Origin of the sequence: Halorubrum sp. Atlit-26R (assembly GCF_003666015.1) — an archaeon.
GTDB lineage: Archaea > Halobacteriota > Halobacteria > Halobacteriales > Haloferacaceae > Halorubrum.
The window spans coordinates 175582-198670 of sequence record NZ_QPLT01000004.1; the positions used below are offsets into that span (position 1 = coordinate 175582).

The window sequence follows — 23089 nt, forward strand, 5'->3', positions numbered from 1 at the left end:
CCGCAACTCCGACGAACCCGCTCCGGTTCCCCTACGGCTCCGCCTCGAGCTCGCCGACGACCTCGGAGAGCGGCGTCTCCGTCACGTCGACGAAGCGGCCGCCCGCGGCGACGATGCCGCCGTCGGTCTCGGGGTCGTCGCCGACGTGGACGAGCCCCGTCGTCGTCGCGTCGAGCGCCTCGGCCGCCGCCTCGAACGCGGAGGGATGCGGCTTCCGCCAGCCGCAGCCGACGCTCGTCGTGACCGCGTCGAACTCGCCGCGGAGCCCCGCGCGGATCAGCGTCCGCGGAACGAGCTCGGGGACCGCGCAGTTCGAGAGCAGGCCCACCGGGCCGCGCTCGCTCGCGCCGCGGACCGCGTCGAGCGCGTCGTCGCGCCGGGTCACGTCCGGATCGAACGCCGCGATCACGGCGTGTCTGGCGACGTTCCGCTCCGCGTCGACGCCGCGGGAGTCGAGCGCGCGGGCGACGTGCGCCGGGAGGGGGACCTCCGCCCCGGCCGGCGCCTCGACGTGCTGCTCGCCGTACGCGACGTGCCAGTCGTCGGGGACCGCCACGCCGCGGGACTCCAGTTCGCGCGCGACCGCTTCCGCCGGGTCCGCCGGGTACTCGACGTCGACGAGGGTCCCGAAGAGGTCGAAAGTGACTGCCACGATACCCCTGTTACGAGCAAACCAAGATTGAACCTGTCGGTCGGGGAGACGGGGTTCGACGCGCGTCAAATGGGCCGTTCGCCGGGGCGCCGCGGTCAGATCATCGACGCGAGGTGGAGCGTGTACAGCCGGTAGAGCCCGGTCACCCACGCGCAGAGCCACAGGAGCATGAAGCCGGCGACGCCGGCGCGGAGCCGCTTCCGCCAGTGGCCCATGTCCTCGTGGATCTCGTCGATGTCGACGTCGAGGTCCTCGTAGGCGTCCGCGTTCCGCTTCGCCTGGAAGATCCGCACGATACCGGTGAGCGCGAACGCCAGGAGGGCGTACGCCTGGACGCCGAAGAACGCGTGGAGGATCGCCATTCCCGTCAGCTGATCGAGGACGCGCGGGATCATCCACCCGACGATGGGGACGGTCGTGAGCACCAGTCCCGCGACGATGTACCGCAGGTGCCGCATCAGCACGTTCCACGACACCGTCTCCGCGTCGATCATGATCCAGGCGCCGTACAGGAGGAAGGGGAGGCTCGTCGTCACGGACACCCCGGCGAGCGCCGCGATGACCGACTCGTCGACCATGTGAGCGGCTACGTGCTCCGGCGCGTAAAGCCCCGCGATCCGCGTCCGGCGACGCCGTCTCCGGAGGTGCGGTCCCGGGCCCCCGGCGGCCGGGCGCGGACGAAAACAGTTAGCGTCAGGAGCACGTAGCGCCGGGGTGATGGAGGACACCTCGACGCGGTCGGAGTCGGAGTCGCCGCCGGAGGAGTCGGCCGATCCGGCGTCCGACGGTTCGGACGACCGCACGTCACCCGACGACGGCGAGTCCGCGGCGGGCGAGGGCGACCGATCCGCGGCGGCCGACGTCGACGATCCCGCGACGGCCGACGCCGAGGGGACGCGAGCGGACGAGAGCGACATCGAGGCCCTCCGCGAGCGCGTCGAGTCGGAGTACGACTTCGACGACTTCGGCCCCTCCGACATGGCGCAGATGAGCGCCGAGGAGTGGGACGCCGCCTTCGACCCGGACACGTGGATCACCGGCGACCGGCTCCTCGAGCGCGTCGACGCTGAGCTGAAGTCGCGGATCGCGACCCGCGACGTGTTCGGCGTCTTGGAGCGCGTCCGCGAGGACGGCGAGGAGCGCATCCTCGTCTACTCCGACGAGGGGTACGCGATCATCCGCCCCACGGGCGAGGTGCGCGGCGAGGGAACGGTGCTTCGGGACATCGAGCCGGTCGTCGCGCTCGCGGCGATGGAGTCGTACGACGTGCCCGAGCCGCCGGAGAACTGGTCGCTCCCGCACCCGGACAGCGTCCCGGAGGGCTCCGGCGAGTTCGGCAACCTCGTGGTGCAGGCCGTCGCCGCGGTCCAGGTGCTCGCCGGCGCGGCGCTCCTCGTCGCGAGCGCCGTGGCCGACCTCGGGACGATCGTCGCGCCGGCGATGGGCGTCGTCTTCCTCCTGGTCGGCCTCTTCCTCTTCGCGATGGTGGCGAACGCGCGGCTCTCGGACCGGTTCCGCTCGGAGGAGTACCGGGACCGGCTGCGCGCGCTCCGCGAGGCGAAGGAGCGGCCCGGGTTCGTCCCCCTCGAAGACGGCGCCGCGACCGACGAGGACGCCGACGCAGCGGAGCGCGATCGAGGGGAGTAATCCGACGATTTCGACGGTTTCAGCCCCCGAGACCTCCTCCACGTCGGCAGTTTCAGTCGGTGGGTTTAAGCGAACCCCGTCCCGAGTGAGCCTGTATGAAAAGGCGGGACTTCGTGCGGACGGCCGGCGGCGCGACCGCCGCCGTCGCGGCCTCCGCCGGGGCGACCGGAACGGTGGCTGCACAGGAGGTACAGCCCGACTGGCCGAGCGGGGCGGCCGACGGCAACGTCGGGTCGTACACCGACGCCCGCGGCCAAGACGAGGTGACCATCTCGGTCGGCGCCGGCAGCGACGGCCTCGCGTTCGATCCGACGCTGGTGTGGGTCGACGAGGGAACGACGATCGTTTGGGAGTGGACCGGTAACGGCGGCGACCACAACGTCCAGACGGTCGACGACGGTGGCCCGGCCAGCCTCGACAGCGGCAACCCCGTCGGCGAGGAGGGGTACACCTACGAGTACGAGACGTCCGGCGAGGACGCCGGCATCACCCACTACCACTGCGTCCCCCACACCGCGGTCGGCATGCACGGCGGCATCGCAGTCGGCGGGGACGTCGCCACCGTCGAGACCGGCGGCGCGAGCACCGGGTGGCCGGAGGACATCGCCAAGGTAGGCGTCCCCCTCCACGCTCACTGGGTCGGGATCTCCGCGATGCTCGGCATCGGGCTGACGTTCGTGTTCACGTTCTACATGCTCAAGTACGGCGAGTCGGCCCACACGGGCCACGGAGGTGCCAGATGAGCTCCGGCGGCTCCTCGTACGGCGACATCCACCGGTACGAGCCGGCCCGCGAGAGCACCGCCGCCGCGATCGCGATCGTCCTGCTCACCGTCATCGAAGTCGTGTTCGTCGCCCTGTTCACCTACGGACTGATGTCCGCGTGGGCGTCGACGGAGGCGGGGAACATGTACGTCGGTGCGCTGTTGGCCTTCATCTTTATTGATCTCGCGTTCATCCTTCTCCTATACCGGAAGGAGTTCCTGCCGGACGTGATGATCGTGAAAAAGCGCCGCCGCAAGTGGGAGGATCTGTACGTCCGCGAAGAGGACAAGGAGGGCAAGGGTATCGACACCGGCGGCCTCACGGAGACGCTGAAGCGCGCGGTGTACCCGTACTACAAGAAGTGATTCGACAATGAGTCTGAAAAAACAAGACGACATGGACCACAACGCGTGGCTCAAGAGTCAGGATCTCACGGCCATCGAGACGGCGTTCCTGACCACGCTCATCTGGCTGGACAAGCGGCTCCGCATCGTCGACTACCTCGAGCTGCTGGAGACGATGTACTACCGCGCGAACCTCCAGATGCCGAAGAGCCACACCGAGCAGTACGACCTCGACAACAAGTTCTGGTACTGGTACCCGCTGTACTCGCTCGGGTCCCTATCCATCATCGCGTACCTGCTTGCGGCCGTCTCGGGCGCCATGCTCGGGTTCTACTACGCGCCGTCGACCGCGGGCGCGGCGGCGCAGGGCGACCCCACCGCCGCGTACGACTCGATGGTGATGATCATGCAGGACGTCCAGTTCGGCTTCATGCTCCGGTCGATCCACCGCTGGGCGGCGCAGTTCATGGTGGCGGCGGTGTTCCTCCACATGCTGCGCGTCTACTTCACCGGCGCGTACAAGGAGCCGCGCGAGGTCAACTGGATCCTCGGCGTCGTGCTCATCGCCCTGACGCTGCTGTTCGGCTTCTCCGGGTACGTCCTCCCGTGGAAGCAGCTGTCCTTCTGGGCGGCGCAGATCGGCGTCGAGCTGGCGCTCGCGACCCCCATCGTGGGCGAGTGGGCGGCCCAGCTGCTGTTCGGCGGGTTCACCCTCGGACAGGCGACGCTCGTGAGAATGTACATCCTGCACGTGTTCGTGCTGCCGTTCGTGGTCACCGCGCTCATCGCGATCCACGTCGGCATCGTCTGGGTGCAGGGCATCGCGGAGCCGCACTAATCCAATGACCGACGACACCACACCCATGACGGACGGAGGCACCGACGACGAGGCGCGGACCGACGGCGGCCCGCCGGCGACGGTCCCGCCGGACGACGAGACGCCGACCTGGTCCGACCGGAAGGAGCGCAGCCAGGGGCTCGCACAGCTCACCTACCAGTACTTCGAGCGCTCCCGACGCGAGGACGAGGACCTGCGCGCGGAGTCGACGTACGTCGAGCGCGACGTGCTCGGCTTCCCGACGTGGCCCCACGAGACGATCCGGAACCTCGCTATCACCTCGTTTTTCCTCGGGATGATCCTGCTCGTGGCCTCGATCCTGCCGTCGCACTTCGGCGACCCGGCGAACGCCGGCTCCACGCCGGCGATCATCCTGCCCGACTGGTACCTCTACTGGTCGTTCGGCCTGCTGAAGCTCAGCCCGATCAACCCCGACCTCGCCGTGTTGGGCGGTAACATCATCGTGTCCAACGAGCTGTACGGGCTCATCGCCCACGGCGCCATCTTCGGCGTCATCACGCTCGTCCCCTTCCTCAACAAGGGCAACGCGCGGCGTCCCGTGGAGGAGCCCGGGTGGGCCGCGCTCGGCGTGACCGGGGTCATCCTGGCGATCACGCTGGCAGTGCTGGCCATCCAGAACTTCTTCCCGGTCCCGCTCGAGCTGCTGTTCTCGCTCGTGTTCATGCTCCCCGTCGCGGGCGGCGTCATCACCTACGCGGTGTTGAAGACGATGCGCGAGGGGTACATGTACGACCTCAACCGCCGGTACTACATGCTGCGGCCGCCGAAGTAATCGGCCGACCCAGTCCGCTGCGGTCCCGCTGCCGAAGCGCGGCCGGGCTCCTGCCCCCGCCGTTCCGACGCTCCGTATTCCCATGTCATCCTCAACAGACGGCGACGCATCGCAGGCGTTCGACGAGACCGGCGATCCGATCGCGACCGACGACGACGCCGACCCGCGCAACGAGCCGACGGGCCCGCGAGAGGGGGCGAGCGGCCGGGAGGTCGTCGTCCCCTTCCGGCTGTACAAGGCCGTCACCGTCTTCTCGACGCTCGCCGCGGTCGTCACCTACTTCGTCGGGTTCACGCTCATCGACGCCGCGACGCTTCAGATAAGCTTCGTCCGGACGACCATCGTCTACCTGCTCGACAGCGCCGGAATCTTGCCGCCGGAGGACGTGCTCGTAGCGATACTGGCGATCACCGGCGTCGGCTTCATCGTCCTCGGGACCGCCGTGTACGTCCTCGGGACCCGGTTCCGCGGACAAGGGATGGGAAAGTCTCAAGACGACTCCAGCGAAACGTGAGATAATGGCAGACGAGTTCATGAAGGGCTTCGCCCTGTTCGCGATCGGCGGTCTCGGGTGGATCACCTTCGGCGGCTGGTACCGGACGCCGTCGTACTACCAGGTGTCACAGCTCGTGAACCCGGCGGAGGGCGTGAACACGGCGTACGGCGAGGTCGGCCTGCTCGCGGGCGACGTGTTGTTCTGGCTGATGGTCCTCGGCGCGCTGACGTTCTGGGTGCTCATCCCCGCCAGCCGGCAGCTCCGCGACGCCCTCGACGACGGCGACGACGACGCGGCCGCGAACTGAACGCACCCTCTCGTCTCGCTTTCTCCGTCCGTTCCGCCGCCCGAGAGCGGCGGCGACGGTCCTCGCCGACGAACCGAGAGCTTTTCACCGCCGCTCGCCCCAGCCTCGCGCATGAGTGAGCCGACGCGCCGCCTCGCGGTTCTGGGCGACGGCGACCCGGCGGCGGCGATCCGATCCGCGGTCGACGGCGCGGGCGCCCGTCTCGTCGACCGCACCGAGGCGGACGCGGTCGTCGCCGTCGGGGACGCCGCGCTTCGGGAGGCGATGCGCGCGGCCGCGACCGGAGACGCGCGGTCGGCTCCGATTCTCCCGGTCGGGGACGGTCGTCACGCGGTCGACCCGGACCGCGGGACCGAGCGCGTCGCGGAGGTCGTCGACGGACTCGGCGGGTCGACGGGCGCGGTCGACGGGTTCGCTCGCGTCGCGCACCCGGTCTTGGCGGTCGACGGCGCCGGCGACGCCCCCCGTCGGTTCGCGGCCGCGGACGTCGCCTTCGTGACGGCGGAGCCGGCCCGGATCTCCGAGTACGGGATCGCCTTTTCCGACGGGGAGTCGGTCTCGGTGCGCGCTGACGGCGCCGTGGTCGCGACGCCGCTCGGGAGCGACGGCTACGCGGCGGCGGCCGGCGGGGCGGTCGTGTCGCCCGGCGGCGGCCTCTCGGTCGTCCCCGTTTCGCCGTTCACGACTCGCCCCGAGACGTGGGTCGCGAGCGGCGGCGTCCGCGTCACGATCGAGCGCGAGGCGGAACCGGTCGCGCTGGTCGTCGACGGCGATCGCCGCGGGACCGTCGAGCCGCACCGCGCGGTCGGCGTCGAGATCGCGGCGACGGTCGATCTCCTCTCGGCGACGGCGGAGTGAGGGGGCTGCTCCCTCACGCCCAACGGCGTCCGCGGCCCCGTCGCGGGAGCGCCGATCGGAAACACTCTAATACGTCGTGAACGGAAATGGTGGATATGGACCCACTGCAGTTCCTCGTTCCCCTCGGCTGGCTGGCGGCCGCCGGGCCGGCGCTGCCGTACGCGATCTTCGTGATGACCGTCGCGAACCTCGCGACCCGGCACCTCGCGCACAGGCGACACGTCGATCAGGGACAGGAGGCGGACAGCGTGGAGGCGTATACGCCGCACGTGTTCACCAACGTCGGGCTCGTCCTCCTGTCGTTCGTATACATCCTCGTTGCGCCCGTGCGAGGGACGATCCTGTCGGTCCTCGTCCTGGCGATGTTCATCGCCGACTTCTTCGAGCTGGAGGCGCGCAACGTCGAGGCACGCAACGACATGGAGATCGAGGCGCCGAAGAGCTCGATCGCCGCCTCGCTGGTCGTGTTAGTGTGGACGTCGTACTTCGCGCTGTTCTTCGTCGTCGAAGGGATCTGGAACCAGTTCGTCGTCGCCTGACGGACCTCGCCCCCGACCGCGGTTTCCCTTTCCGCCCTCCGCTTAGAACGTCCAGTCGCCGGTGAGCTTCATCCCCGTCGCCTTCCCCTCGGCTTCGAGCGCCGCGGCGATCTCGTCGGTGTCGCGGCGCGGGATCGACGCGTCCGCCTCGGCCAGGTCGACGACGAGTTCGGTGAGGAGGATCGCCTGCTCCCGGAGGTTCCGCGACTCAAGCTTGTCGAGCGTGTCCGCGTGGGTGTGCCCCCAGCCGCGGCCGCGCCCCTCGGTCTCGCCCGAGATCATGTACCCCGGGATCCCCCGCTTCACGAACGGCCAGTGGTCGCTGTGGGGGACCAGCTCCTCACCCGTCGAGACCGGGTGGTCGAAGCGGTCGCTCACGCGCTCGGCGGCGGCTTCGAGCGCGTCGAAGTCGTGGTGATCGAGCCGGAGCGTCCGGCCGAACACGTTGCTGTCGACGTTGACGACGGCGCGGACCGCGTCCCGGTCGGCCGCCTCGGCGGCCACCGACGAGCCGACGAGGCCGACCTCCTCGGCGCCGAACGCGGCGAACCGCACCTTCACGTCGAGCTCGTCTTCGCGGGCCGCGAGCGCCCGCGCGACCTCGACGATCGTGGCCGTCCCGGCGCCGTTGTCCATGGCGCCCTCCGCGAGGTCGTGGGCGTCGACGTGCGAGGAGACGATCAGGTGTTCGTCGGTGTCGGGCCCCAGCTCGGCGACCGCGTTCCCGCTCGTCGCGCTCGGCGTCTCGCAGTCGACCGCGACGGTCAGGTCGTCGCCCTCGTGCCGCCGCGCGAGCCGGGCGCCGGTCTCCTTCGAGACGCCGACAGCCGGAACCGCCCCGATCGGGTCGTCGGCGGTCCCGACGCTCCCGGTCGGCGGGAGCGTCCCCTCGACGTGGTTGGCGAAGACGAAGGCTGCGGCGCCCGCGTCGACCGCGCGGTAGTACTTCTCGCGGCGGTGGACGAACCGGTCGACGGAGTCCGGGGTGTCCGACGAGACCATCACGACCGTCCCGTCGAGGTCGGCCTCGAAGTCCTCTGGGATCCCGTAGCCGAGGTCGACGAACTCCCCGGTCGCCTCGCCGCTCGGGCTCCGCGGCAGCGCGATACACTCGTTCGGGCCGACCGCGACCGGGTCGTCGCTCTCGGCGTCCCGCACCGCGCTGTCGCCGCGCTCCCAGCCCTGTATCTCGAACTCCTCAACCGCCGCGTTTCGCGCGCCGGCGTCGGCGAACGCGTCGCGCGTCAGCTCCAGCGCCTCGCGCTCGCCCGCCGAGCCGGCCATCCGGTCGCCGACGTCGACGAGGTCGAGGAGGTGGTTCCAGCCCGCGTCGCTCGTGAACGTCTCGCCGATCCAGTCTGTCATGGGTAGGCGTGTCGCGGCCGCCGCTCAAGCGTTTCGGTGGCGGCGGGGGCGGCCGGAAGCGAGGAACGAGACGACGGGCGATCGAGGGCGGCGGCTCTCAGACCGGCACGGCCGGCAGGAGGACCGTCGCGGCCTCGGCGGCCGCGAACGTCGAGTCGTACAGGTGGTTGAGGAGGAGGTAGGTGACGACGCCGAGGACGAGCGAGAGGATCCACGCGCTCGCGGCGATCCGGCCGACGCGCCGGTGGGGCGTCTCGTTCCGGAGCTCCCGCTCCGTGTGCGTGAGCCCGAGGACGATGGCGTAGAGGACGACGGGCACCGAGACGACGGAGAGGACGATGTGGATCGCGAGCATGAGCAGGTACGCGGGGTACACCCAGTCCCACAGCGGGACCCACGCGTACGCCGAGTCCAGCACGAACTCCTTGGTGCCGCCGCCGGCGACCTTCGGGAGGTACATCCCGAGGAACAGGAGGATGAGGCCGAACGAGGTTGTCATCGCCGCGGCGTGTTTCTTCACCTCGTCGTTGCGGATCCAGTACCACCCGAGCGAGAGGGTGATCACGGTGACGGTGTTGACGGCGGCGATTGCGTGTGCGAGCAGGTTCACAGTCTCCTGCGTGAGCGTCGGGAACAGCGCCTGAAACTCGGGGACGAGGAACACGCCGCCGACGGCGCCGTAGCCGACGACGGTGAGGAGGACGGTTATCTCTGTAGCCCGCGCTTTGGCCCGGTCGCGAACGCTGGCGGTGGACATATCGGAGGCAGGGCGCGGAGCGATAAGTCGGCTTCGGGTACTCCCGTCGGTCGAGACGTTTCGCCCCCGCCTGCGCCGTCGCGATTCCGGTTCGATGACGCCCGTCGCGACTACCGGTCGATGACGCCCGTCGCGACTACCGGTCGATGACGCCCGTCGCGACTACCGGTCGATGACGCCCGTCGCGGTCGCGACCTCGACTGCGGCCTCCTCGTTGATCCCCCCTTGGAGGATGGTGTAGCGGTCGCGGATCTCGTGGGCGCTCGTCAGGGCGGCGAGCAGCTCCGCGTCGTCGATCCCCAGCTCGCTCGCGGTCGTGGGGGCGTCGAGCTCGTCGAGGGCGTCGCGGATGGCGCTCCACCGCCCGTTCTCGCCGCTGTGGAGGTACTCGGTCATGATCGACGCGACGCCCACCTGGTGGCCGTGGAGCGCCTTGCCGGGCGCGATCCGGTCGAGCTGGTGGGAGATGAGGTGTTCGGCGCCGGAGGCGGGCCGCGAGGAGCCGGCGATCGACATCGCGACGCCCGAGGAGACGAGCGCCTTCACGACGACCCACGCCGACTCCTCTAAGCCCGGGCGGATCATGTCGGCGTTCTCGACGAGCAGCTCCGCGGTCATCTCCGAGAGCGCCCCCGCGTACTCGCTGTACTCGACGTTGCGGAGGCGGCGTGCGAGCCGCCAGTCCTTCACCGCGGTGTAGTTGGAGATGATGTCCGCACAGCCGGCGGTGGTGAGCCGCCACGGGGCGTCCGCGATGAGCGTCGTGTCCGCCACGACGGCGAGCGGCGGGTCGGCCGCGACGGAGTGGCGGGTGTCGCCCTCGGGGATCGAGGAGCGCCCGGAGACGATGCCGTCGTGGGAGGCGACGGTCGGGACGGAGACGAAGCCGACGTCGAGGTGGTCGGCGGCCATCTTCGCGATGTCGATCGGCTTCCCGCCGCCGAGGGCGATCAGGTAGCCGGGGTCGACCGCCTCGGCGGTCGCCTTCAGCTCCTCGACGGCGTCGAAGGAGGCCTCCTCGACGACGGCGGTCGCGGGGTCGTCGAACTGCGCCCGGACGCGGTCGCCGGCGATCTCGTTCGGCGTCGGGCTCGTCACGATCAGCGGCCGCCCCGTCAGGTAGAGTTCGCCGACCGCCTCGCCGAGGTCGTCGATGACGTCGTGTCCCACGAGGACGTTCCGCGGGAGCTTGATCCACGTCGTCTTCTCGAACATACGGGCCGGTCGCGCCCGCGAGTGAAAGCCGTTGTCCATGCGGATCGCGGACCGCTCGGGCGCGACGGGCCGGCGCGCGCAGGGAACCGGTCAGCGGCCGCTCCCGCTACGCGCCGAGCGCGGCCAGCGTCGTCGCCGCGTCGTAGAGGAAGTACACGCCGAAGCCGGCGAGCACGACGGCGGAACCGACGGCGACGAGCGGCGCGAACGTCTCGATCCGGCGCTCGGCGGCGACGAGCCCGGTCGGGAAGCTCACGATCCACGTCAGCACGCCGAGGAAGAACCCGCCGATGAGCGCCGGCGAGCCGGTGGCGACCACGAGCGTCCCGGCGAGGTCGCTCCCGACGACGGGGAGCCGGGCGAGCACGTCGAGCTCGCCCGGCCGGAGGAGACCGACGCCGATCGTCAGCCAGAACAGCACCTGATAGGGGTTCGTTAAGGCGAGCACCAGCGCCTTGCGGAACCCCTTCCCCTCCGCGACCATCGGATCATCGCCCGAGGTCGGACGGAAGGACTCTCGGGCCCCTCGGGCGGCGCCGACGGCGAAGTACAGCATCAGGACCCCGCCGACCGCGACCATCGCGCCCTGTAACAGCGGGAACGACTCCACGACCGCGACGACGCCGACGTACGCGAGGACGAAGAAGATCGCGTCGGCGGTCGCCGCGCCGAGCCCGGCCCGGAAGCCGGCGATTCGGCCGCGGAGGACGGACTCCTCGGCGATCACCGCGTTCATCGGCCCGGGCGGCGCCGCGAGCGCCAAGCCGAAGACGACGCCCGCACCGAGCGTAGCGAGGGTACTCACACCGCTCGCAACGCCCGGTTTCGTGAAAAACCTCGCGACAGAGAGGCGGTCGGTAGCGGTCGGTTCCGGGCCGCACGCCCGAGATTGACGCATCGACGGACGGATCCGCACACTGGGGCCGAAACCCGACCGGGACCGTGGCTCGCGGCTACGCGTCCTGGAGTTCGGCGTCGCGGAGCGCCTCGTTGAGGTCCTCGCGGACGCGCTCGCCGGTCTCGCGGTCCATCGCCGTGGTGACGATCCGGTTCTCCTGAACGCTGGAGCCGTCGCGCAAGAGGAGTCGGACGTTGCCGTTCGTCCCCGCGCGCGTCGCCTTCGCGCGGAGGCCCGTCCGCGACCCCGTCCCGCCGGCGTCGATGGGACCGGGGACGATCTTCTTGACGTGGGGGTGTTCCGCGACGGTCTGGACGGCCTTCCGTCCCTTGCGGTCGCCGATGAGCGTGGAGTGCGATCCGCCGATCTTCTCCCGGGGCGGCGTCTCGACGACCGCCAGCGACCGGTCGCCCCGGCGGTCGAGGACCCACGCGACGACCGGGCTCACGTCCGCCTCGCGGTCGTCACGGGAGCCCGCCGCCGCCCCGTCCTGACCGCTCCCGCTCGCGCCGCCGTCGGGGACGCGGTAGAACTCGTGGTGGAGCTGCGCGCGCGTCTCGCGGAGCGGCTCGCGCTCGCCGGCGGCGTAGACGGTCTCGGGGCGCTTCCGCCGGATCTCGTCGGCGACGCGGCCCGCGAAGTTCCGCAGCTGGACCTCGCTCAACCGCTCGCCCTCCTCCGGGCGCGTGGTGACCGTCGTCTCGCCGACCACGTCGTCCTCGTCGAGCACGGTCAGGTGCGCGCGGTCGGTCTCGAACTCGGCGACGACGGCGTCGGCGTTGGCGGTGTTACAGGTGAGACAGTAATCCCCCGGCTTCTCGATGGGGGTGCCACACCGCCGACAGTTCATACGGATCCGAGGGCCGTGCGGAATAAAAGGGCGTCCGTTCGGCGCCCGGGACGGAGGCCGCCCCGAGGCCCGGAGCGACCCCTTATTACCCTCCCCGGCCTCCGTATCGGACATGGACGAAGGTCGACGTCGCGCCGACGGGGGCGACGCCGAGACGGAGACCGTAGAGGACCGGCTGGCGCGGTTAGTCCGCGACGGACGGCTCAACGCGCTCGTCGCGTGGCCGATGATCGCTGTTCTCGCGGGCGTCCTCGTCGAGAGCGCGGTCGACTACGACCTGCTCTCCGCGGCGATCGTCGTCGGCCTCGGCGCGGTCGTGCTCGCGCCGACGGCCGCGGCGCGGGACTGGCGGGCGATGCTCCCGGCAGAGCTCGTCGGCCTCGCGCTGCTGCCGGTGATCGTACGCGCGGTCTTCGGCGGCGAACTGGGGACGTTCGCGACGTACGTCGCCATCGCGGCGCTGGCGCTCGTGATCGCCGTCGACCTCCACATGTTCACGACGCTGCGGCTCACGCACTGGTTCGCGGTCGCGTTCGTCGTGATGGCGACGCTGGCGACGGCGGCGGTGTGGACGGTGTTACGCTGGAACCTCGACCAGCGCGTCGGCACCGGGTACCTGACGACGAACGACGCGCTGATGATCGAGTGGATCTACGTCACGCTGGCGGGGATCGCGGCGGGGCTCCTCTTCGACGGCTACTTCCGGGGACGCGGGCGCCGCCTCCGCCGCGTCATCCGGCGGGTGGTGCGCCGATGACGCTGCTCCCCCGTCCGTCGCTCGCCTCGCAACGGCGGCTCACGGGCGCGATGCAGGTCCTGCTCGTCGCCATCGTCGCGTACGGCTTCCTCGCGGGCGAACAGAAGGCGATAAGCAACGGGGTCATCGCCTTCCTCGTCACGCTGATCCCGGCGACGCTGGAGCGCCGGTACGACCTCCCCTTGGACCCGTGGCTCGCCCTGTGGATCACGATGGCGGTGTTCCTCCACACGGTCGGGTCCGCCGGGTTCTACCAGCGCGTCGAGTGGTGGGACCACATGACGCACGCGCTGTCGGCCTCGCTCGTCGCCGCGGTCGGGTACACGACGCTGCGCGCGGTCGACCTCCACAGCGACGGGATCCGCATCCCGGCGCGGTTCGCGTTCGTCTTCATCGTCCTCATCGTCCTCGCGTTCGGCGTCCTCTGGGAGCTGTTCGAGTTCGGGCTCGACATCGTCGCGACCGAGACGGGGATCGACATGCCGCTCGCGCAACACGGGCTCGACGACACCGTACTCGATCTCATGTACAACACGGCGGGAGCGGTCCTCGTCGGCCTGTTCGGACAGGCGCACCTCACGGGCGTCGCGGAGCAGGTCCGAGACCGGCTGCTCGGGAGCGCGCCCGAGTAGCGACGGAAGCGAGGCCGAACAGCGGAGAAGGCCGGCGGCTCGAAGCTCAGTCCAGACAGGCCGCCACGACCCGCAGCGCGGCCTCGCCCCGCACCTCGTTCGCGAGCAGCGGGACCCGCTTCACCTCGCGCCCGCGGAACAGGTCGGTCGCCTCGCGGAGCGCGTTCTGCTGGACCTCCCAGCGGCGAGCGCAGAACTCGCAGGTGTCGGGGTTCGGCTCGACCACCCAGTCGGGGTCGATCCCGGCCGCTCCGTCGCCGGTCACGTCGCCGACGCCCTCCATCACCCGGTTGACGACGAGCGTGTTCACCGGAATCCCGAACTCGTCGAGGCGCGCGACGAGCCGCTCGGACTCGACGACGCTCATCTCCTCGGGGATCATCACGACGCGGAAGTCGGTCTTGGCGGGGTCGCGCAGGACCGCTCGGAGGCGCTCGATGCGCTCGCGCAGCTCCTCGAGGTCGGCCGAGGGGTCGGGCTCGTCGTCGCCGCCGCCGAACATCCCCTTGATCCCGTCCATCATCCCGGAGAAGCGCTGGCGGAGCTTCATCACGCGGCCGAGCATCGAGTCCATGATCTCCGGCAGCTGGAGCAGCCGGAGGGTGTGGCCCGTCGGCGCGGTGTCGACGACGACGCGGTCGAACCGCGGGTCGTCGAGGTACTCTAACAGTTGGCGCATCGCCGCCGCCTCGTCGGCGCCGGGCATCGTGCCGCCGAGGAGGCCGCCGAGACCGGCGTCGCCCTCGCCCTCCGTTCCCCCGCCGCCGGCGCCGCCCATCGGCCCTTCGCCGCCCATCCCGCCCATCGCGTCGCCCATCTCCCCGAGCCCGCCGAGCGGGTCGCCGTCGGCGCCGAACATCCCCTCGTCCACCGCGGCGTCGGGGTCGATCTCCGCGGCGTAGAGGGGCACGTCCTCGCGGATGCGCGCCGGCTCGGCGGGGATCTCCGCCTCGTAGGTGTCCGACAGCGAGTGCGCGGGGTCGGTGGAGACGACGAGCGTGCGGACGCCGCCCGCGGCCGAGGCGAGCCCCGTCGCGGCCGCCATCGTCGTCTTCCCGACGCCGCCCTTCCCGCCGTACAGCACGTAGTCGGGCGCGTCGACGCCCGCGGGCAGATCGGCGAGGTCGTCGTCGACGGTGAGGGATTCGTCGCCGTCGGCCGGCTCAACGGGACCTTCGTCTTCGGGCTCGTCGACCCGGTCGACGGGTTCGACGTCGATGTCGTCCATACTCTCGTGTCGTCCCGGCGGACTTGTGTACCCGTCGGTCCAGATAAGCAATCGACGTCGTTCCTACTGCGAAGCTCCTCGAACTCCCGACCGCTCATTTATAAATAGTCGATCGCGGAGTGGCGGTGACTGCCGCCAGAGTCCCTGCCACTCGATTATAAAAAGGAACTGGCAGATCGACGGTGAATGCCTCCAAAGCCCCGACCGATTACTTATAAATAACCGATCGCGGATCGGCGAAGAACACCGCCAAAGCCCCAGTCGCGAGGCGGCCGCACGCTCGCTGCGCTCCTCACTCGGTCACTCACTTCGTTCGCTCTCTCGTTGCGGTGCTTACGTCGCCTGCGGCCGCCTCGCGACTGCCCCTTTGAGTCCCGCCCCGCACAGCGACCGCACCACCTCACGCCTCCCCAGCCTCGTCGGGCGCATCCTTCGGGCTCCCTTCGGTCGCCCTCGGAGCGCCCGACTCCCTCGCGCGTGCCTGCGAGCGGCCGCCGGGGGCGGCCGCTCGCAGGCACGCGCCACCGCACAGCCGGTTGTTTATAAATGGTTATTCGGTCGCGCAGTCGCGCTCGACGGCCATCCCGAGGTCGGTCATCGCGTCGAAGGAGTCGGGGAAGGAGACGTCGACGTGCTCGGTGCCGCTGTCGACGTCAGCTCAGCCGCTTCATCGAGACCAGCGCCGTGGGGATCATGATCGGGATCGTGAGGATGGCCCCCGTGATCACGACGAACGGCGCGACCCCGGCGATCGGGTACGCGAGCAGGTCGACGGCCAACGCGTTGACCGCGCTTACCGTCACCGTGTACGCGATCACGGTGAGCGCGACGATCGTCGAGAACACGACGCCGACGACGAGCGCCGCGTTCGGTCCGCCCGCCCCTTCGTTCGACGACGGTTCGCCGCTCATCTGCTGTCTGCCACCATGTAATCTTGTGTATATTGCGAACGGCTATAATCATTGGCTTCTCCGCGCGTCAGTCGCGATCGACGGTCATCCCGAGGTCGGCCATGGTTTCGAAGAAACCGGGGAAGGAGACGTCGACGTGTTCGGCGCCGCGGACGGTCGTCGTCCCCTCGGCGGCGAGCGCGGCGACGGACAGCGCCATCACGATCCGGTGGTCGTGGCGGCCGTCGACGGTGGCTCCCGTGAGATCGCTCGCGTCGCCGTGAACCGTGAGCACGTCCGGCTCCTCGGTCGTCTCGGCGCCGAGCTTGCCGAGCTCCTCGGCCATCGCGGCGACGCGGTCGGTCTCCTTGTAGCGGACGTGCTCGCAGTTCTCGATCCGAGTCTCGCCGTCCGCGACCGCGCCGAGCGCGGCGATCGTCGGGAGGAGGTCGGGCGTGTCGCCCACGTCGACGGTCACGCCGGAGAGGTCGGCGCGCTCGACGGCGATCTCGCCGGCCTCGCGGTCCCACTCGACGTCGGCGCCCATCTCCTCGACGATCCCGACGATGGCCGCGTCGCCCTGCGCGCTCGGCCGCGCGCCCTCGATCCGGACCGCCTCGCCGGGCGCGGCCGCGACCGCGCCCGCGCCGAGCAGGTACGAGATGGAGGAGAAGTCCCCCGGCACTGCGTAGCTGCCGCCCGCGGGCTCGTAGGTCTGCCCGCCGGGGACGGAGAAGCCCGCGGCGCCCGCGGCGCCGTCGAGGGGGTCGCCTCCCGCGTCGACCGGCGTCGCCTCGACGCCGAAGTCGGCGAGCAGTTCGAGCGTGATGTCGACGTACGGCGCCGACTTGAGGTCGGTCGTGAGCTCGACCTCGATCCCCTCGTCGGTGACGGCGCCGGCCATCAGCAGCGCGGTGACGTACTGCGAGGAGACGTCGCCGGGAATCGCGACCTCGCCGCCCGCGAGCGGGCCGGTGACGACGAGCGGCGCCCGCCCGTTGCCCCGCGTCGACTCCGCGCGCACGCCGAGGTCGGCGAGCGCGTCGAGGAGCGGGCCCTGCGGCCGCGAGCGCAGCGAGCCGTCGCCGGTGAGGACGGTCGTGCCGTCCGCGAGCGCGGCCGCGGCGGTGACGAGTCGCATCGTCGTCCCGGAGTTCGCGCAGTCGATCACGTCGTCCGGAACGGCGGGGCGGCCACCGAACCCCTCGACAGCGAGCGCGTCGGCGCCGGCGAGGTCGGATCCGGTCTCGGCTGCTCCGCCGGTCGACGCGTCGTCGCCCGCGGGCGCGACCGACCCGCCGAACGCGGTCACGGCCCGGGCGGTCGCCCGCGTGTCGGCGGAGATCAGCGGCGACTCGACGGTCGCGCCGTCGCTGTAGCCGGCCGCGAGCAGCGCGCGGTGGGTGTAGCTCTTCGACGGCGGCGCGCGGGCGGTCCCCCGGAGTTCCGAGCGCGTGACGTGTACGTCCATACCCCACCCTGCCGGCCGCGACGACAAGTCGGTACCGGCCGCGGCACGATTGCGGCCGGGACGCAGTCGGAGTGCGTCCCTCCGCGCCGCGGCGCCCGAACCCGACCGCTCCGTCGCGGCGCCGCGGCACACCCTTTATACCATCGGGAGCGTTAGCGTCGCGTATGCCCCAGTGTGAGATGTGCGGCGCCGAGGAGGCCTCGCTGACGACGACGAAGGTCGAAGGCGCCGAACTGGAGCTCTGTAGCTCGTGTACGGACTTCGGCACCGAGGTCCGCGACGAGTCGACGAGCTCCGGCGGCGGCAAGTACTCCACCAGCTCCAGCACCGGGAAGTCGTCCTCGTCGTCCGGCTCGTCCGGCTCGTCGAGCGGGTCCGGAAGCTCCGGCGGCTCGACCCGTCCCCGCGACATGTTCGACGACATGGACGAGATCGCCACCGACTACGACGAGCGCATCCGCGAGGCGCGGGAGTCGCGCGGGCTGAGCCAGGAGGAGCTGGCCGACCAGCTCAACGAGAAGGCGAGTCTCATCCGCAAGCTCGAACGCGGCGACACGCTCCCGACCGACGACGTCCAGCGCAAGCTCGAACGCGCGCTCGACATCTCCTTGGTCGAGGGGCAGTCGTCCGACGACGCCGACTGGGAGACGAACGACGCGGGGACGATGACGCTCGGCGACGTCGTCAAGCGGAAGGATTAGTCACCGGGGCGTCGCCCGCGCTCCCGTTCCGACGCACCGCCGGGTTCCGACGAGCGGATCGCCGGACGCTCGCGGCGGTCACGCCGTCGCGCCGCCGTCGTCCGTCCGCTCCGACCCGCCGTACCGCTCGGTGAGGTAGTCGATGATGTAGTCGACCGTCTCGGGGTCGTAGCTCCAGAAGCCGTAGAACTCGCCGGGCGCGCGCTCCTCGGCGAGCAGCGCGCACTTCGCGTCCTCGTAGCCGCCCCCGTCGTACGCGACGAACCACGTCTCGCGGATCTCGGCGGTCTCGCCGACGTGGACGGTGTAGTGTTCGACGTCGGGCGCCTCGCCCTCGTCGGCGGCGTACGCGTGGACGTCGAGCCGCTCCTTCTCGCCGAGCAGGTCGTAGGTGTCCGCCTCGCCGGTGAGCACGTCGAGCGTCTGGAACCCCGCGTGGAGCGCCCCGTCGCCGACCCGCCAGGCGCGGTCCTCGATCTCCCGCGACGCGGCGACCATGTCCTCGCGGGAGTAGGAGGTGAACATCGTCTCGTCGAGGTGGTCCAACACCGGCCGTCCGACGCGGTCGCCGGCGCCGTCCCGCTCCCCGGACTCGCCACCTCGCTCTCGGGGCTCGCCGTCTTCGGTGCCCGAGCCCTCCGCCTCGTCCCCACTCGGTCGCGACAGGAGGTCACCGACGGTCACCGCCGTGACGAACTCCCCGTCCCGCGCCAGCACGGCGAACTCCTCCGGCCCCGAGGCGGTCTGGTCGTCGACGATCCGGACGTTGCGGTCGGCGAAGTGCTCCCGGAGCTCGTCCGTCACCGCCGGATCGGCGTTGAACACGGTCAGCGTGGCCTCGTGCGCCTCCACGCCCGCGATGAGCTCGATGAGGGACATCCCTTGCCCGGACCCACAGCGTCGGGGTATAAGGTCGTTTCTGCTCTCGGGGGCGCGTCCCTCGGCGCCGAGGGCGCGTCCGGGGCGCCGGGACGCGCGCCGCGAAGCACGAACCTATTTGCGCCGCGCCCCCCGAGTGGGCGTATGTTCATCCTGGTGAACCTCAAGGCGTACCCGTGCGACCCGATCGAGGTAGCGACCGCGGCCCGCGACGTCGCCGAGGCGTCCGGCGCGCGGATCGCCGTCTCGCCGCAGGCGGCCGACGTCGCCCGCGTCGCCGACACCGGCGTCGAGACGTGGGCCCAGCACGTCTCGCCGAACGCGCACGGCTCGCACACCGGCTCGACCTTGGCCGAGGCCGTCGCCGACAACGGCGCCGAGGGCACGCTGATCAACCACTCCGAGAACCGGCTGAAGCTCGCGGACATCGACGGCTCCGTGCGCGCCGCCGAGCGAGCCGACCTGGAGACGATCGTCTGCGCGAACAACCCCGCGCAGGTCGGCGCCGCCGCCGCGCTCGGCCCGGACGCGGTCGCCGTCGAGCCTCCGGAGCTCATCGGCGGCGACGTCTCCGTCGCGACCGCGGACCCGGGGATCGTCGAGGACGCGGTCGCGGCCGCCGAGGCCGTCGACCCCGCGGTCGACGTGTTCTGCGGCGCCGGCGTCTCGACCGGGGAGGACGTGTCGACCGCGGCCGACCTCGGCGCCGCCGGCGTCCTGCTCGCCTCCGGCGTCGCGAAGGCCGACGACCCCGAGGCCGTCCTCGAAGACCTCGTGAGCGGGATCTGAACCGGCGGTCCGGGCCTCAGCGACACGGCTTCGCCGAAGTACGTCCGCGTCCGCTCTCGTAAAGCCCTCCGCGAGCGATCCCGAAAGCCGCTGCGTTTGCGGATCTGTATAAAGACACCGATGTGAGCGACTCACACGATCGGGAAATCGCACGACAGCAGCGGGTTATCTCGTTCCGGTGAATGGCAGCATCTAGTAACCTTTAACCGAAACAAGCCGCTACCTATGACCAAGATGGCGAGCAACAAGATTCTCGGTATCGACCTCGGTACCACCAACTCCGCGTTCGCGGTGATGGAAGGCGACGAGCCCGAGATCATCGCCAACGCGGAAGGCGACCGGACCACCCCGTCGGTCGTCGCCTTCGCCGACGACGACGAGCGCCTCGTCGGCAAGCCGGCGAAGAACCAGGCCGTCCAGAACCCCGACCGCACGATCCAGTCGATCAAGCGGCACATGGGCGAGGACGGCTACACCGTCGAGATCGGCGACGACGAGTACACGCCGGAGCAGGTCTCGGCGATGATCCTCCAGAAGATCAAACGCGACGCGGAGGAGTACCTCGGCGACGACGTCGAGAAGGCGGTGATCACCGTCCCCGCCTACTTCAACGACAAGCAGCGCCAGGCGACGAAGGACGCCGGCGAGATCGCCGGCTTCGAGGTCGAGCGCATCGTCAACGAGCCGACCGCGGCCTCCATGGCGTACGGCCTCGACGACGAGTCCGACCAGACGGTCCTCGTGTACGACCTCGGGGGCGGCACGTTCGACGTCTCGGTCCTCGACCTCGGCGGCGGCGTCTACGAGGTCGTCGCCACGAACGGGGACAACGACCTCGGCGGCGACGACTGGGACGAGGCGCTCATCGACCACCTCGCCGACGAGTTCCAGAACGACCACGGGATCGACCTCCGCGACGACCGGCAGGCGCTCCAGCGGCTGAAGGACGCCGCCGAGGAGGCGAAGATCGAGCTGTCGAACAAGAAGGAGACCACGGTCAACCTCCCCTTCGTCACCGCGACCGACAGCGGCCCGGTCCACCTCGAACAGTCCGTCACCCGCGCGACGTTCGAGAACCTCACGTCCGACCTCATCGACCGCACCGTCGAGCCGACCGAGCAGGCGCTCTCGGACGCCGGCTACTCGAAGTCCGACATCGACGAGGTCATCCTCGTCGGCGGCTCCACCCGGATGCCGCAGGTCCAAGAGCAGGTCGAGGAGCTCGTCGGGCAGGAGCCGAAGAAGAACGTCAACCCCGACGAGGCGGTCGCGCTCGGCGCGGCGGTCCAGGGCGGCGTGCTCTCGGGCGACGTCGACGACATCGTCCTGCTGGACGTCACCCCGCTCTCGCTCGGGATCGAAGTGAAGGGCGGCCTCTTCGAGCGGCTCATCGAGAAGAACACCACGATCCCGACCGAGGAGTCGAAGGTGTTCACCACGGCCGCGGACAACCAGACCTCCGTCAACGTCCGCGTCTTCCAGGGCGAACGCGAGATCGCCGAGGAGAACGAGCTGCTCGGCGCCTTCCAGCTCTCCGGCATCCCGCCGGCGCCCGCGGGAACCCCGCAGATCGAGGTCTCGTTCAACATCGACGAGAACGGCATCGTCAACGTCGAGGCCGAGGACCAGGGGTCGGGCAACGCCGAGTCGATCACCATCGAGGGCGGCGTCGGCCTCTCCGACGAGGAGATCGACCAGATGCAAGAGGAGGCGGAGAAGCACGCCGAGGAGGACGAGGCCCGCCGCGAGCGGATCGAGGCCCGCAACGAGGCCGAGACGACGATCCAGCGCGCCGAGACCCTGCTCGAGGAGAACGAGGAGGAGCTCGACGACGACGAGCTCGTCGCCGACATCGAGGCGGCCATCGAGGACGTCGAGGAGGTCCTCGAGGACGAGGACGCCGACACCGACGAGATCGAGTCCGCGACCGAGGCGCTCACCGAGGAGCTCCAGGAGATCGGCAAGCAGATGTACGAGGGCCAGGCCGCGCAGGCCGGTCCGGGCGGCGCGGGCGGCGCCGGTCCCGGCGGGATGGGCGGCATGGGCGGCGCCGGCGGTCCGGGCGGCGCTGCGGGCCCCGGCGGCGCGGCGGGCGCCGACGGCGACGACGAGGAGTACGTCGACGCCGACTTCGAGGACGTGGACGACGACGACGAGGAGTAGCTCCCACCGACCCGGTTCCCGACGCCCCGACCCCGCCGTTTAAATCGACCCGTCGATCAACACCACTCAACGAACGCAACGCATGAGCGAAGATTTCTACGACGTCCTCGGCGTGTCGCGGGACGCCAGCGAGGAGAAGATAAAGAAGGCGTACCGCAAGCAGGCCGCAGAACACCACCCCGACGTCAGCGACGACGAGGACGCCGAGGAGCGGTTCAAGAAGATCCAGAAGGCCAAGGAGGTGCTCACCGACGAGCAGAAGCGCCAGCAGTACGACCAGATGGGCCACGACCGCTTCACCGAGGCCGACAAGCGCGGCGCGACCGGCGGTGGCGGTGCCGGTCCCGGCGGCGCCGGCGGACCCTTCGGCGGCGCAGGGGGTGCGGGCGGCGCCGGCGGGTTCGAGGACATCTTCAACCAGTTCTTCGGCGGCGGTGGCGGTCGCGGCGGCGGTGGCGGCGGCAACCGTCCGCGACAGGGCCGCGACCTCAAGACGGGGCTGACCATCGACCTCGAGGAGGCGTTCGAGGGCGCAACCAAGGAGGTCACGCTCACGCGACCGACGACCTGCGCCACCTGCGACGGCGCGGGCCACCCCCCGGACGCGGACGTGGAGACGTGCCCGCAGTGTAACGGCCGCGGACAGGTCCAGCAGGTCCAGCAGACGCCGCTCGGCCGCGTCCAGCAGACGTCGACGTGCCCCCGCTGCGAGGGCGAGGGCGAGCTGTACAGCGAGGACTGCGCCGACTGCGGCGGCGACGGCGTCGTCCGCGAGGAGGCGACGCTCTCGGTCGAGATTCCCGCGGGAATTCGGTCCGGCCAGAGCCTTCGGATGGAGCGTGAGGGCGCGCCCGGCGAGAACGGCGGGCCGAAGGGCGACCTACTGATCGAGGTCGACGTCGACGTCGGCGAGCGGTTCGAGCGCGACGGCGACGACCTCCGCGTCAACGAGGCCGTCTCCTTCCCGCAGGCCGTCTTCGGCGACACCGTCGAGGTGGAGACGGTCGACGGCAGCGTCGAGATGGACGTCCCCGCCGGCACGCAGAGCGGCGAGACGTTCCGCCTTCAGGGGAAGGGGATGCCCCGTCTCCGGCGCCGCGGCCGCGGCGACCTCTACGTCCAGGTCGGCGTCGTCGTCCCCGAGTCGCTCAACGACGAACAGCGCGAGGCGCTGGAGGCGTTCGCCGAGGCCGGCGGCGAGGACATCGACGTCGGCGGCGGCTTCTTCGAGAAGCTGAAGAGCTCCTTCTGAGCTT

The 23089-nt window shown here is 70.6% G+C and carries 26 protein-coding genes; 15 read left to right on the forward strand and 11 right to left on the reverse strand.

Annotation, left to right across the window (positions count from 1 at the left end):
- Positions 1-31: 31 nt before the first annotated feature.
- Positions 32-652, reverse strand: a complete 621-nt coding sequence (locus tag DVK07_RS06625) for an HAD family hydrolase (protein WP_121596318.1) — start codon at positions 650-652, stop codon at positions 32-34.
- Between the two features lie 95 nt (positions 653-747).
- Positions 748-1230: a hypothetical protein gene (locus DVK07_RS06630; protein ID WP_121596319.1), complete on the reverse strand. Its 483-nt coding sequence runs from the start codon at positions 1228-1230 to the stop codon at positions 748-750.
- A gap of 139 nt (positions 1231-1369) precedes the next feature.
- Here DVK07_RS06630 and DVK07_RS06635 point away from each other — a divergent pair, with 139 nt between their 5' ends.
- The 9 genes from DVK07_RS06635 (at position 1370) to DVK07_RS06675 (ending at position 7238) form a co-directional block, all read left to right on the forward strand.
- Positions 1370-2299 (forward strand): hypothetical protein, encoded by a 930-nt coding sequence (locus DVK07_RS06635; protein WP_121596320.1) that lies wholly within the window; start codon positions 1370-1372, stop codon positions 2297-2299.
- A gap of 95 nt (positions 2300-2394) precedes the next feature.
- Complete coding sequence (locus DVK07_RS06640; RefSeq protein ID WP_121596321.1) at positions 2395-3042, forward strand: halocyanin domain-containing protein; 648 nt, start codon at positions 2395-2397, stop codon at positions 3040-3042.
- Positions 3039-3428: a hypothetical protein gene (locus DVK07_RS06645; protein WP_121596322.1), complete on the forward strand. Its 390-nt coding sequence runs from the start codon at positions 3039-3041 to the stop codon at positions 3426-3428. The genes DVK07_RS06640 and DVK07_RS06645 overlap by 4 nt, the downstream gene beginning before the upstream one ends.
- Before the next feature lie 7 nt (positions 3429-3435).
- On the forward strand, positions 3436-4245 hold the full coding sequence (locus DVK07_RS06650; protein ID WP_053771625.1) for a cytochrome bc complex cytochrome b subunit: 810 nt from the start codon (positions 3436-3438) through the stop codon (positions 4243-4245).
- A 4-nt stretch (positions 4246-4249) separates the two neighbouring features.
- A complete protein-coding gene (locus tag DVK07_RS06655; protein WP_121596323.1) occupies positions 4250-5038 on the forward strand; it encodes a cytochrome bc complex cytochrome b subunit in 789 nt (262 codons plus the stop codon).
- 82 nt (positions 5039-5120) lie between these two features.
- Positions 5121-5552 carry a hypothetical protein gene (locus DVK07_RS06660; protein ID WP_121596324.1) on the forward strand — a complete coding sequence of 144 codons (432 nt, stop codon included), beginning with the start codon at positions 5121-5123 and terminating at the stop codon, positions 5550-5552.
- Positions 5553-5556: 4 nt separating this feature from the next.
- Positions 5557-5841 carry a hypothetical protein gene (locus DVK07_RS06665; RefSeq protein ID WP_121596325.1) on the forward strand — a complete coding sequence of 95 codons (285 nt, stop codon included), beginning with the start codon at positions 5557-5559 and terminating at the stop codon, positions 5839-5841.
- Positions 5842-5952: 111 nt separating this feature from the next.
- Positions 5953-6699, forward strand: a complete 747-nt coding sequence (locus DVK07_RS06670) for an NAD(+)/NADH kinase (protein WP_121596326.1) — start codon at positions 5953-5955, stop codon at positions 6697-6699.
- A 95-nt stretch (positions 6700-6794) separates the two neighbouring features.
- The gene (locus tag DVK07_RS06675; RefSeq protein ID WP_096393565.1) at positions 6795-7238 is read left to right on the forward strand and encodes a hypothetical protein; all 444 of its coding nucleotides are present in this window, start codon (positions 6795-6797) and stop codon (positions 7236-7238) included.
- Between the two features lie 42 nt (positions 7239-7280).
- Here the strand turns inward: DVK07_RS06675 and DVK07_RS06680 are convergent, their stop codons facing one another.
- From DVK07_RS06680 to DVK07_RS06700, 5 genes are all read right to left on the reverse strand, one after another.
- The gene (locus DVK07_RS06680) at positions 7281-8603 is read right to left on the reverse strand and encodes a M28 family peptidase (protein ID WP_121596327.1); all 1323 of its coding nucleotides are present in this window, start codon (positions 8601-8603) and stop codon (positions 7281-7283) included.
- A 97-nt stretch (positions 8604-8700) separates the two neighbouring features.
- A complete protein-coding gene (locus tag DVK07_RS06685) occupies positions 8701-9360 on the reverse strand; it encodes a DUF420 domain-containing protein (RefSeq protein WP_121596328.1) in 660 nt (219 codons plus the stop codon).
- A 162-nt stretch (positions 9361-9522) separates the two neighbouring features.
- Positions 9523-10575: an NAD(P)-dependent glycerol-1-phosphate dehydrogenase gene (locus tag DVK07_RS06690; RefSeq protein ID WP_121596329.1), complete on the reverse strand. Its 1053-nt coding sequence runs from the start codon at positions 10573-10575 to the stop codon at positions 9523-9525.
- A gap of 106 nt (positions 10576-10681) precedes the next feature.
- Entirely contained in the window at positions 10682-11380 is a 699-nt protein-coding gene (locus DVK07_RS06695; protein WP_121596330.1) for a LysE family translocator, read from the reverse strand.
- Positions 11381-11528: 148 nt separating this feature from the next.
- Positions 11529-12323 carry a DUF2103 domain-containing protein gene (locus DVK07_RS06700; protein WP_121596331.1) on the reverse strand — a complete coding sequence of 265 codons (795 nt, stop codon included), beginning with the start codon at positions 12321-12323 and terminating at the stop codon, positions 11529-11531.
- A gap of 112 nt (positions 12324-12435) precedes the next feature.
- Here DVK07_RS06700 and DVK07_RS06705 point away from each other — a divergent pair, with 112 nt between their 5' ends.
- Positions 12436-13080: a hypothetical protein gene (locus DVK07_RS06705; RefSeq protein ID WP_121596332.1), complete on the forward strand. Its 645-nt coding sequence runs from the start codon at positions 12436-12438 to the stop codon at positions 13078-13080.
- Positions 13077-13712, forward strand: a complete 636-nt coding sequence (locus tag DVK07_RS06710) for a hypothetical protein (RefSeq protein WP_017342650.1) — start codon at positions 13077-13079, stop codon at positions 13710-13712. Before DVK07_RS06705 ends, DVK07_RS06710 begins: the two co-directional genes overlap by 4 nt.
- A gap of 46 nt (positions 13713-13758) precedes the next feature.
- On the opposite strand, the gene DVK07_RS06715 is transcribed toward DVK07_RS06710, so the two are convergent.
- From DVK07_RS06715 to aroA, 3 genes are all read right to left on the reverse strand, one after another.
- Complete coding sequence (locus DVK07_RS06715) at positions 13759-14940, reverse strand: TRC40/GET3/ArsA family transport-energizing ATPase (protein WP_121596333.1); 1182 nt, start codon at positions 14938-14940, stop codon at positions 13759-13761.
- Positions 14941-15593: 653 nt separating this feature from the next.
- Positions 15594-15851, reverse strand: a complete 258-nt coding sequence (locus DVK07_RS06720) for a hypothetical protein (protein ID WP_017342648.1) — start codon at positions 15849-15851, stop codon at positions 15594-15596.
- Between the two features lie 67 nt (positions 15852-15918).
- On the reverse strand, positions 15919-17301 hold the full coding sequence (aroA, locus tag DVK07_RS06725; protein ID WP_121596334.1) for a 3-phosphoshikimate 1-carboxyvinyltransferase: 1383 nt from the start codon (positions 17299-17301) through the stop codon (positions 15919-15921).
- Positions 17302-17465: 164 nt separating this feature from the next.
- Here aroA and DVK07_RS06730 point away from each other — a divergent pair, with 164 nt between their 5' ends.
- Positions 17466-18002 (forward strand): multiprotein bridging factor aMBF1, encoded by a 537-nt coding sequence (locus tag DVK07_RS06730; RefSeq protein WP_121596335.1) that lies wholly within the window; start codon positions 17466-17468, stop codon positions 18000-18002.
- Between the two features lie 78 nt (positions 18003-18080).
- Here the strand turns inward: DVK07_RS06730 and DVK07_RS06735 are convergent, their stop codons facing one another.
- Entirely contained in the window at positions 18081-18881 is an 801-nt protein-coding gene (locus DVK07_RS06735; RefSeq protein WP_121596336.1) for a DICT sensory domain-containing protein, read from the reverse strand.
- Positions 18882-19025: 144 nt separating this feature from the next.
- On the opposite strand from DVK07_RS06735, the gene tpiA reads away from it, so the two are divergent.
- The 3 genes from tpiA (at position 19026) to dnaJ (ending at position 23085) form a co-directional block, all read left to right on the forward strand.
- The gene (tpiA, locus tag DVK07_RS06740; RefSeq protein WP_121596337.1) at positions 19026-19670 is read left to right on the forward strand and encodes a triose-phosphate isomerase; all 645 of its coding nucleotides are present in this window, start codon (positions 19026-19028) and stop codon (positions 19668-19670) included.
- A gap of 225 nt (positions 19671-19895) precedes the next feature.
- Positions 19896-21833 carry a molecular chaperone DnaK gene (gene dnaK / locus DVK07_RS06745; RefSeq protein WP_121596338.1) on the forward strand — a complete coding sequence of 646 codons (1938 nt, stop codon included), beginning with the start codon at positions 19896-19898 and terminating at the stop codon, positions 21831-21833.
- An 82-nt stretch (positions 21834-21915) separates the two neighbouring features.
- Positions 21916-23085: a molecular chaperone DnaJ gene (gene dnaJ / locus DVK07_RS06750; RefSeq protein WP_121596339.1), complete on the forward strand. Its 1170-nt coding sequence runs from the start codon at positions 21916-21918 to the stop codon at positions 23083-23085.
- Positions 23086-23089: the final 4 nt, after the last annotated feature.

Excerpts from the sequence above, each read along its gene's own strand:
- DVK07_RS06705 (WP_121596332.1), top strand. The coding sequence starts at position 12,436 with ATGGACGAAGGTCGACGTCGCGCCGACGGGGGCGACGCCGAGACGGAG.
- DVK07_RS06730 (WP_121596335.1), top strand. The coding sequence starts at position 17,466 with ATGCCCCAGTGTGAGATGTGCGGCGCCGAGGAGGCCTCGCTGACGACG.
- DVK07_RS06655 (WP_121596323.1), top strand. The coding sequence starts at position 4,250 with ATGACCGACGACACCACACCCATGACGGACGGAGGCACCGACGACGAG.
- DVK07_RS06665 (WP_121596325.1), top strand. The coding sequence starts at position 5,557 with ATGGCAGACGAGTTCATGAAGGGCTTCGCCCTGTTCGCGATCGGCGGT.
- DVK07_RS06720 (WP_017342648.1), bottom strand. The coding sequence starts at position 15,851 with ATGAGCGGCGAACCGTCGTCGAACGAAGGGGCGGGCGGACCGAACGCG.
- aroA (WP_121596334.1), bottom strand. The coding sequence starts at position 17,301 with ATGGACGTACACGTCACGCGCTCGGAACTCCGGGGGACCGCCCGCGCG.
- DVK07_RS06735 (WP_121596336.1), bottom strand. The coding sequence starts at position 18,881 with ATGTCCCTCATCGAGCTCATCGCGGGCGTGGAGGCGCACGAGGCCACG.
- dnaK (WP_121596338.1), top strand. The coding sequence starts at position 19,896 with ATGACCAAGATGGCGAGCAACAAGATTCTCGGTATCGACCTCGGTACC.
- DVK07_RS06645 (WP_121596322.1), top strand. The coding sequence starts at position 3,039 with ATGAGCTCCGGCGGCTCCTCGTACGGCGACATCCACCGGTACGAGCCG.
- DVK07_RS06660 (WP_121596324.1), top strand. The coding sequence starts at position 5,121 with ATGTCATCCTCAACAGACGGCGACGCATCGCAGGCGTTCGACGAGACC.
- DVK07_RS06635 (WP_121596320.1), top strand. The coding sequence starts at position 1,370 with ATGGAGGACACCTCGACGCGGTCGGAGTCGGAGTCGCCGCCGGAGGAG.
- DVK07_RS06715 (WP_121596333.1), bottom strand. The coding sequence starts at position 14,940 with ATGGACGACATCGACGTCGAACCCGTCGACCGGGTCGACGAGCCCGAA.
- DVK07_RS06650 (WP_053771625.1), top strand. The coding sequence starts at position 3,436 with ATGAGTCTGAAAAAACAAGACGACATGGACCACAACGCGTGGCTCAAG.
- DVK07_RS06710 (WP_017342650.1), top strand. The coding sequence starts at position 13,077 with ATGACGCTGCTCCCCCGTCCGTCGCTCGCCTCGCAACGGCGGCTCACG.
- dnaJ (WP_121596339.1), top strand. The coding sequence starts at position 21,916 with ATGAGCGAAGATTTCTACGACGTCCTCGGCGTGTCGCGGGACGCCAGC.
- DVK07_RS06640 (WP_121596321.1), top strand. The coding sequence starts at position 2,395 with ATGAAAAGGCGGGACTTCGTGCGGACGGCCGGCGGCGCGACCGCCGCC.
- DVK07_RS06700 (WP_121596331.1), bottom strand. The coding sequence starts at position 12,323 with ATGAACTGTCGGCGGTGTGGCACCCCCATCGAGAAGCCGGGGGATTAC.
- DVK07_RS06685 (WP_121596328.1), bottom strand. The coding sequence starts at position 9,360 with ATGTCCACCGCCAGCGTTCGCGACCGGGCCAAAGCGCGGGCTACAGAG.
- DVK07_RS06675 (WP_096393565.1), top strand. The coding sequence starts at position 6,795 with ATGGACCCACTGCAGTTCCTCGTTCCCCTCGGCTGGCTGGCGGCCGCC.
- tpiA (WP_121596337.1), top strand. The coding sequence starts at position 19,026 with ATGTTCATCCTGGTGAACCTCAAGGCGTACCCGTGCGACCCGATCGAG.
- DVK07_RS06630 (WP_121596319.1), bottom strand. The coding sequence starts at position 1,230 with ATGGTCGACGAGTCGGTCATCGCGGCGCTCGCCGGGGTGTCCGTGACG.
- DVK07_RS06680 (WP_121596327.1), bottom strand. The coding sequence starts at position 8,603 with ATGACAGACTGGATCGGCGAGACGTTCACGAGCGACGCGGGCTGGAAC.
- DVK07_RS06670 (WP_121596326.1), top strand. The coding sequence starts at position 5,953 with ATGAGTGAGCCGACGCGCCGCCTCGCGGTTCTGGGCGACGGCGACCCG.
- DVK07_RS06690 (WP_121596329.1), bottom strand. The coding sequence starts at position 10,575 with ATGTTCGAGAAGACGACGTGGATCAAGCTCCCGCGGAACGTCCTCGTG.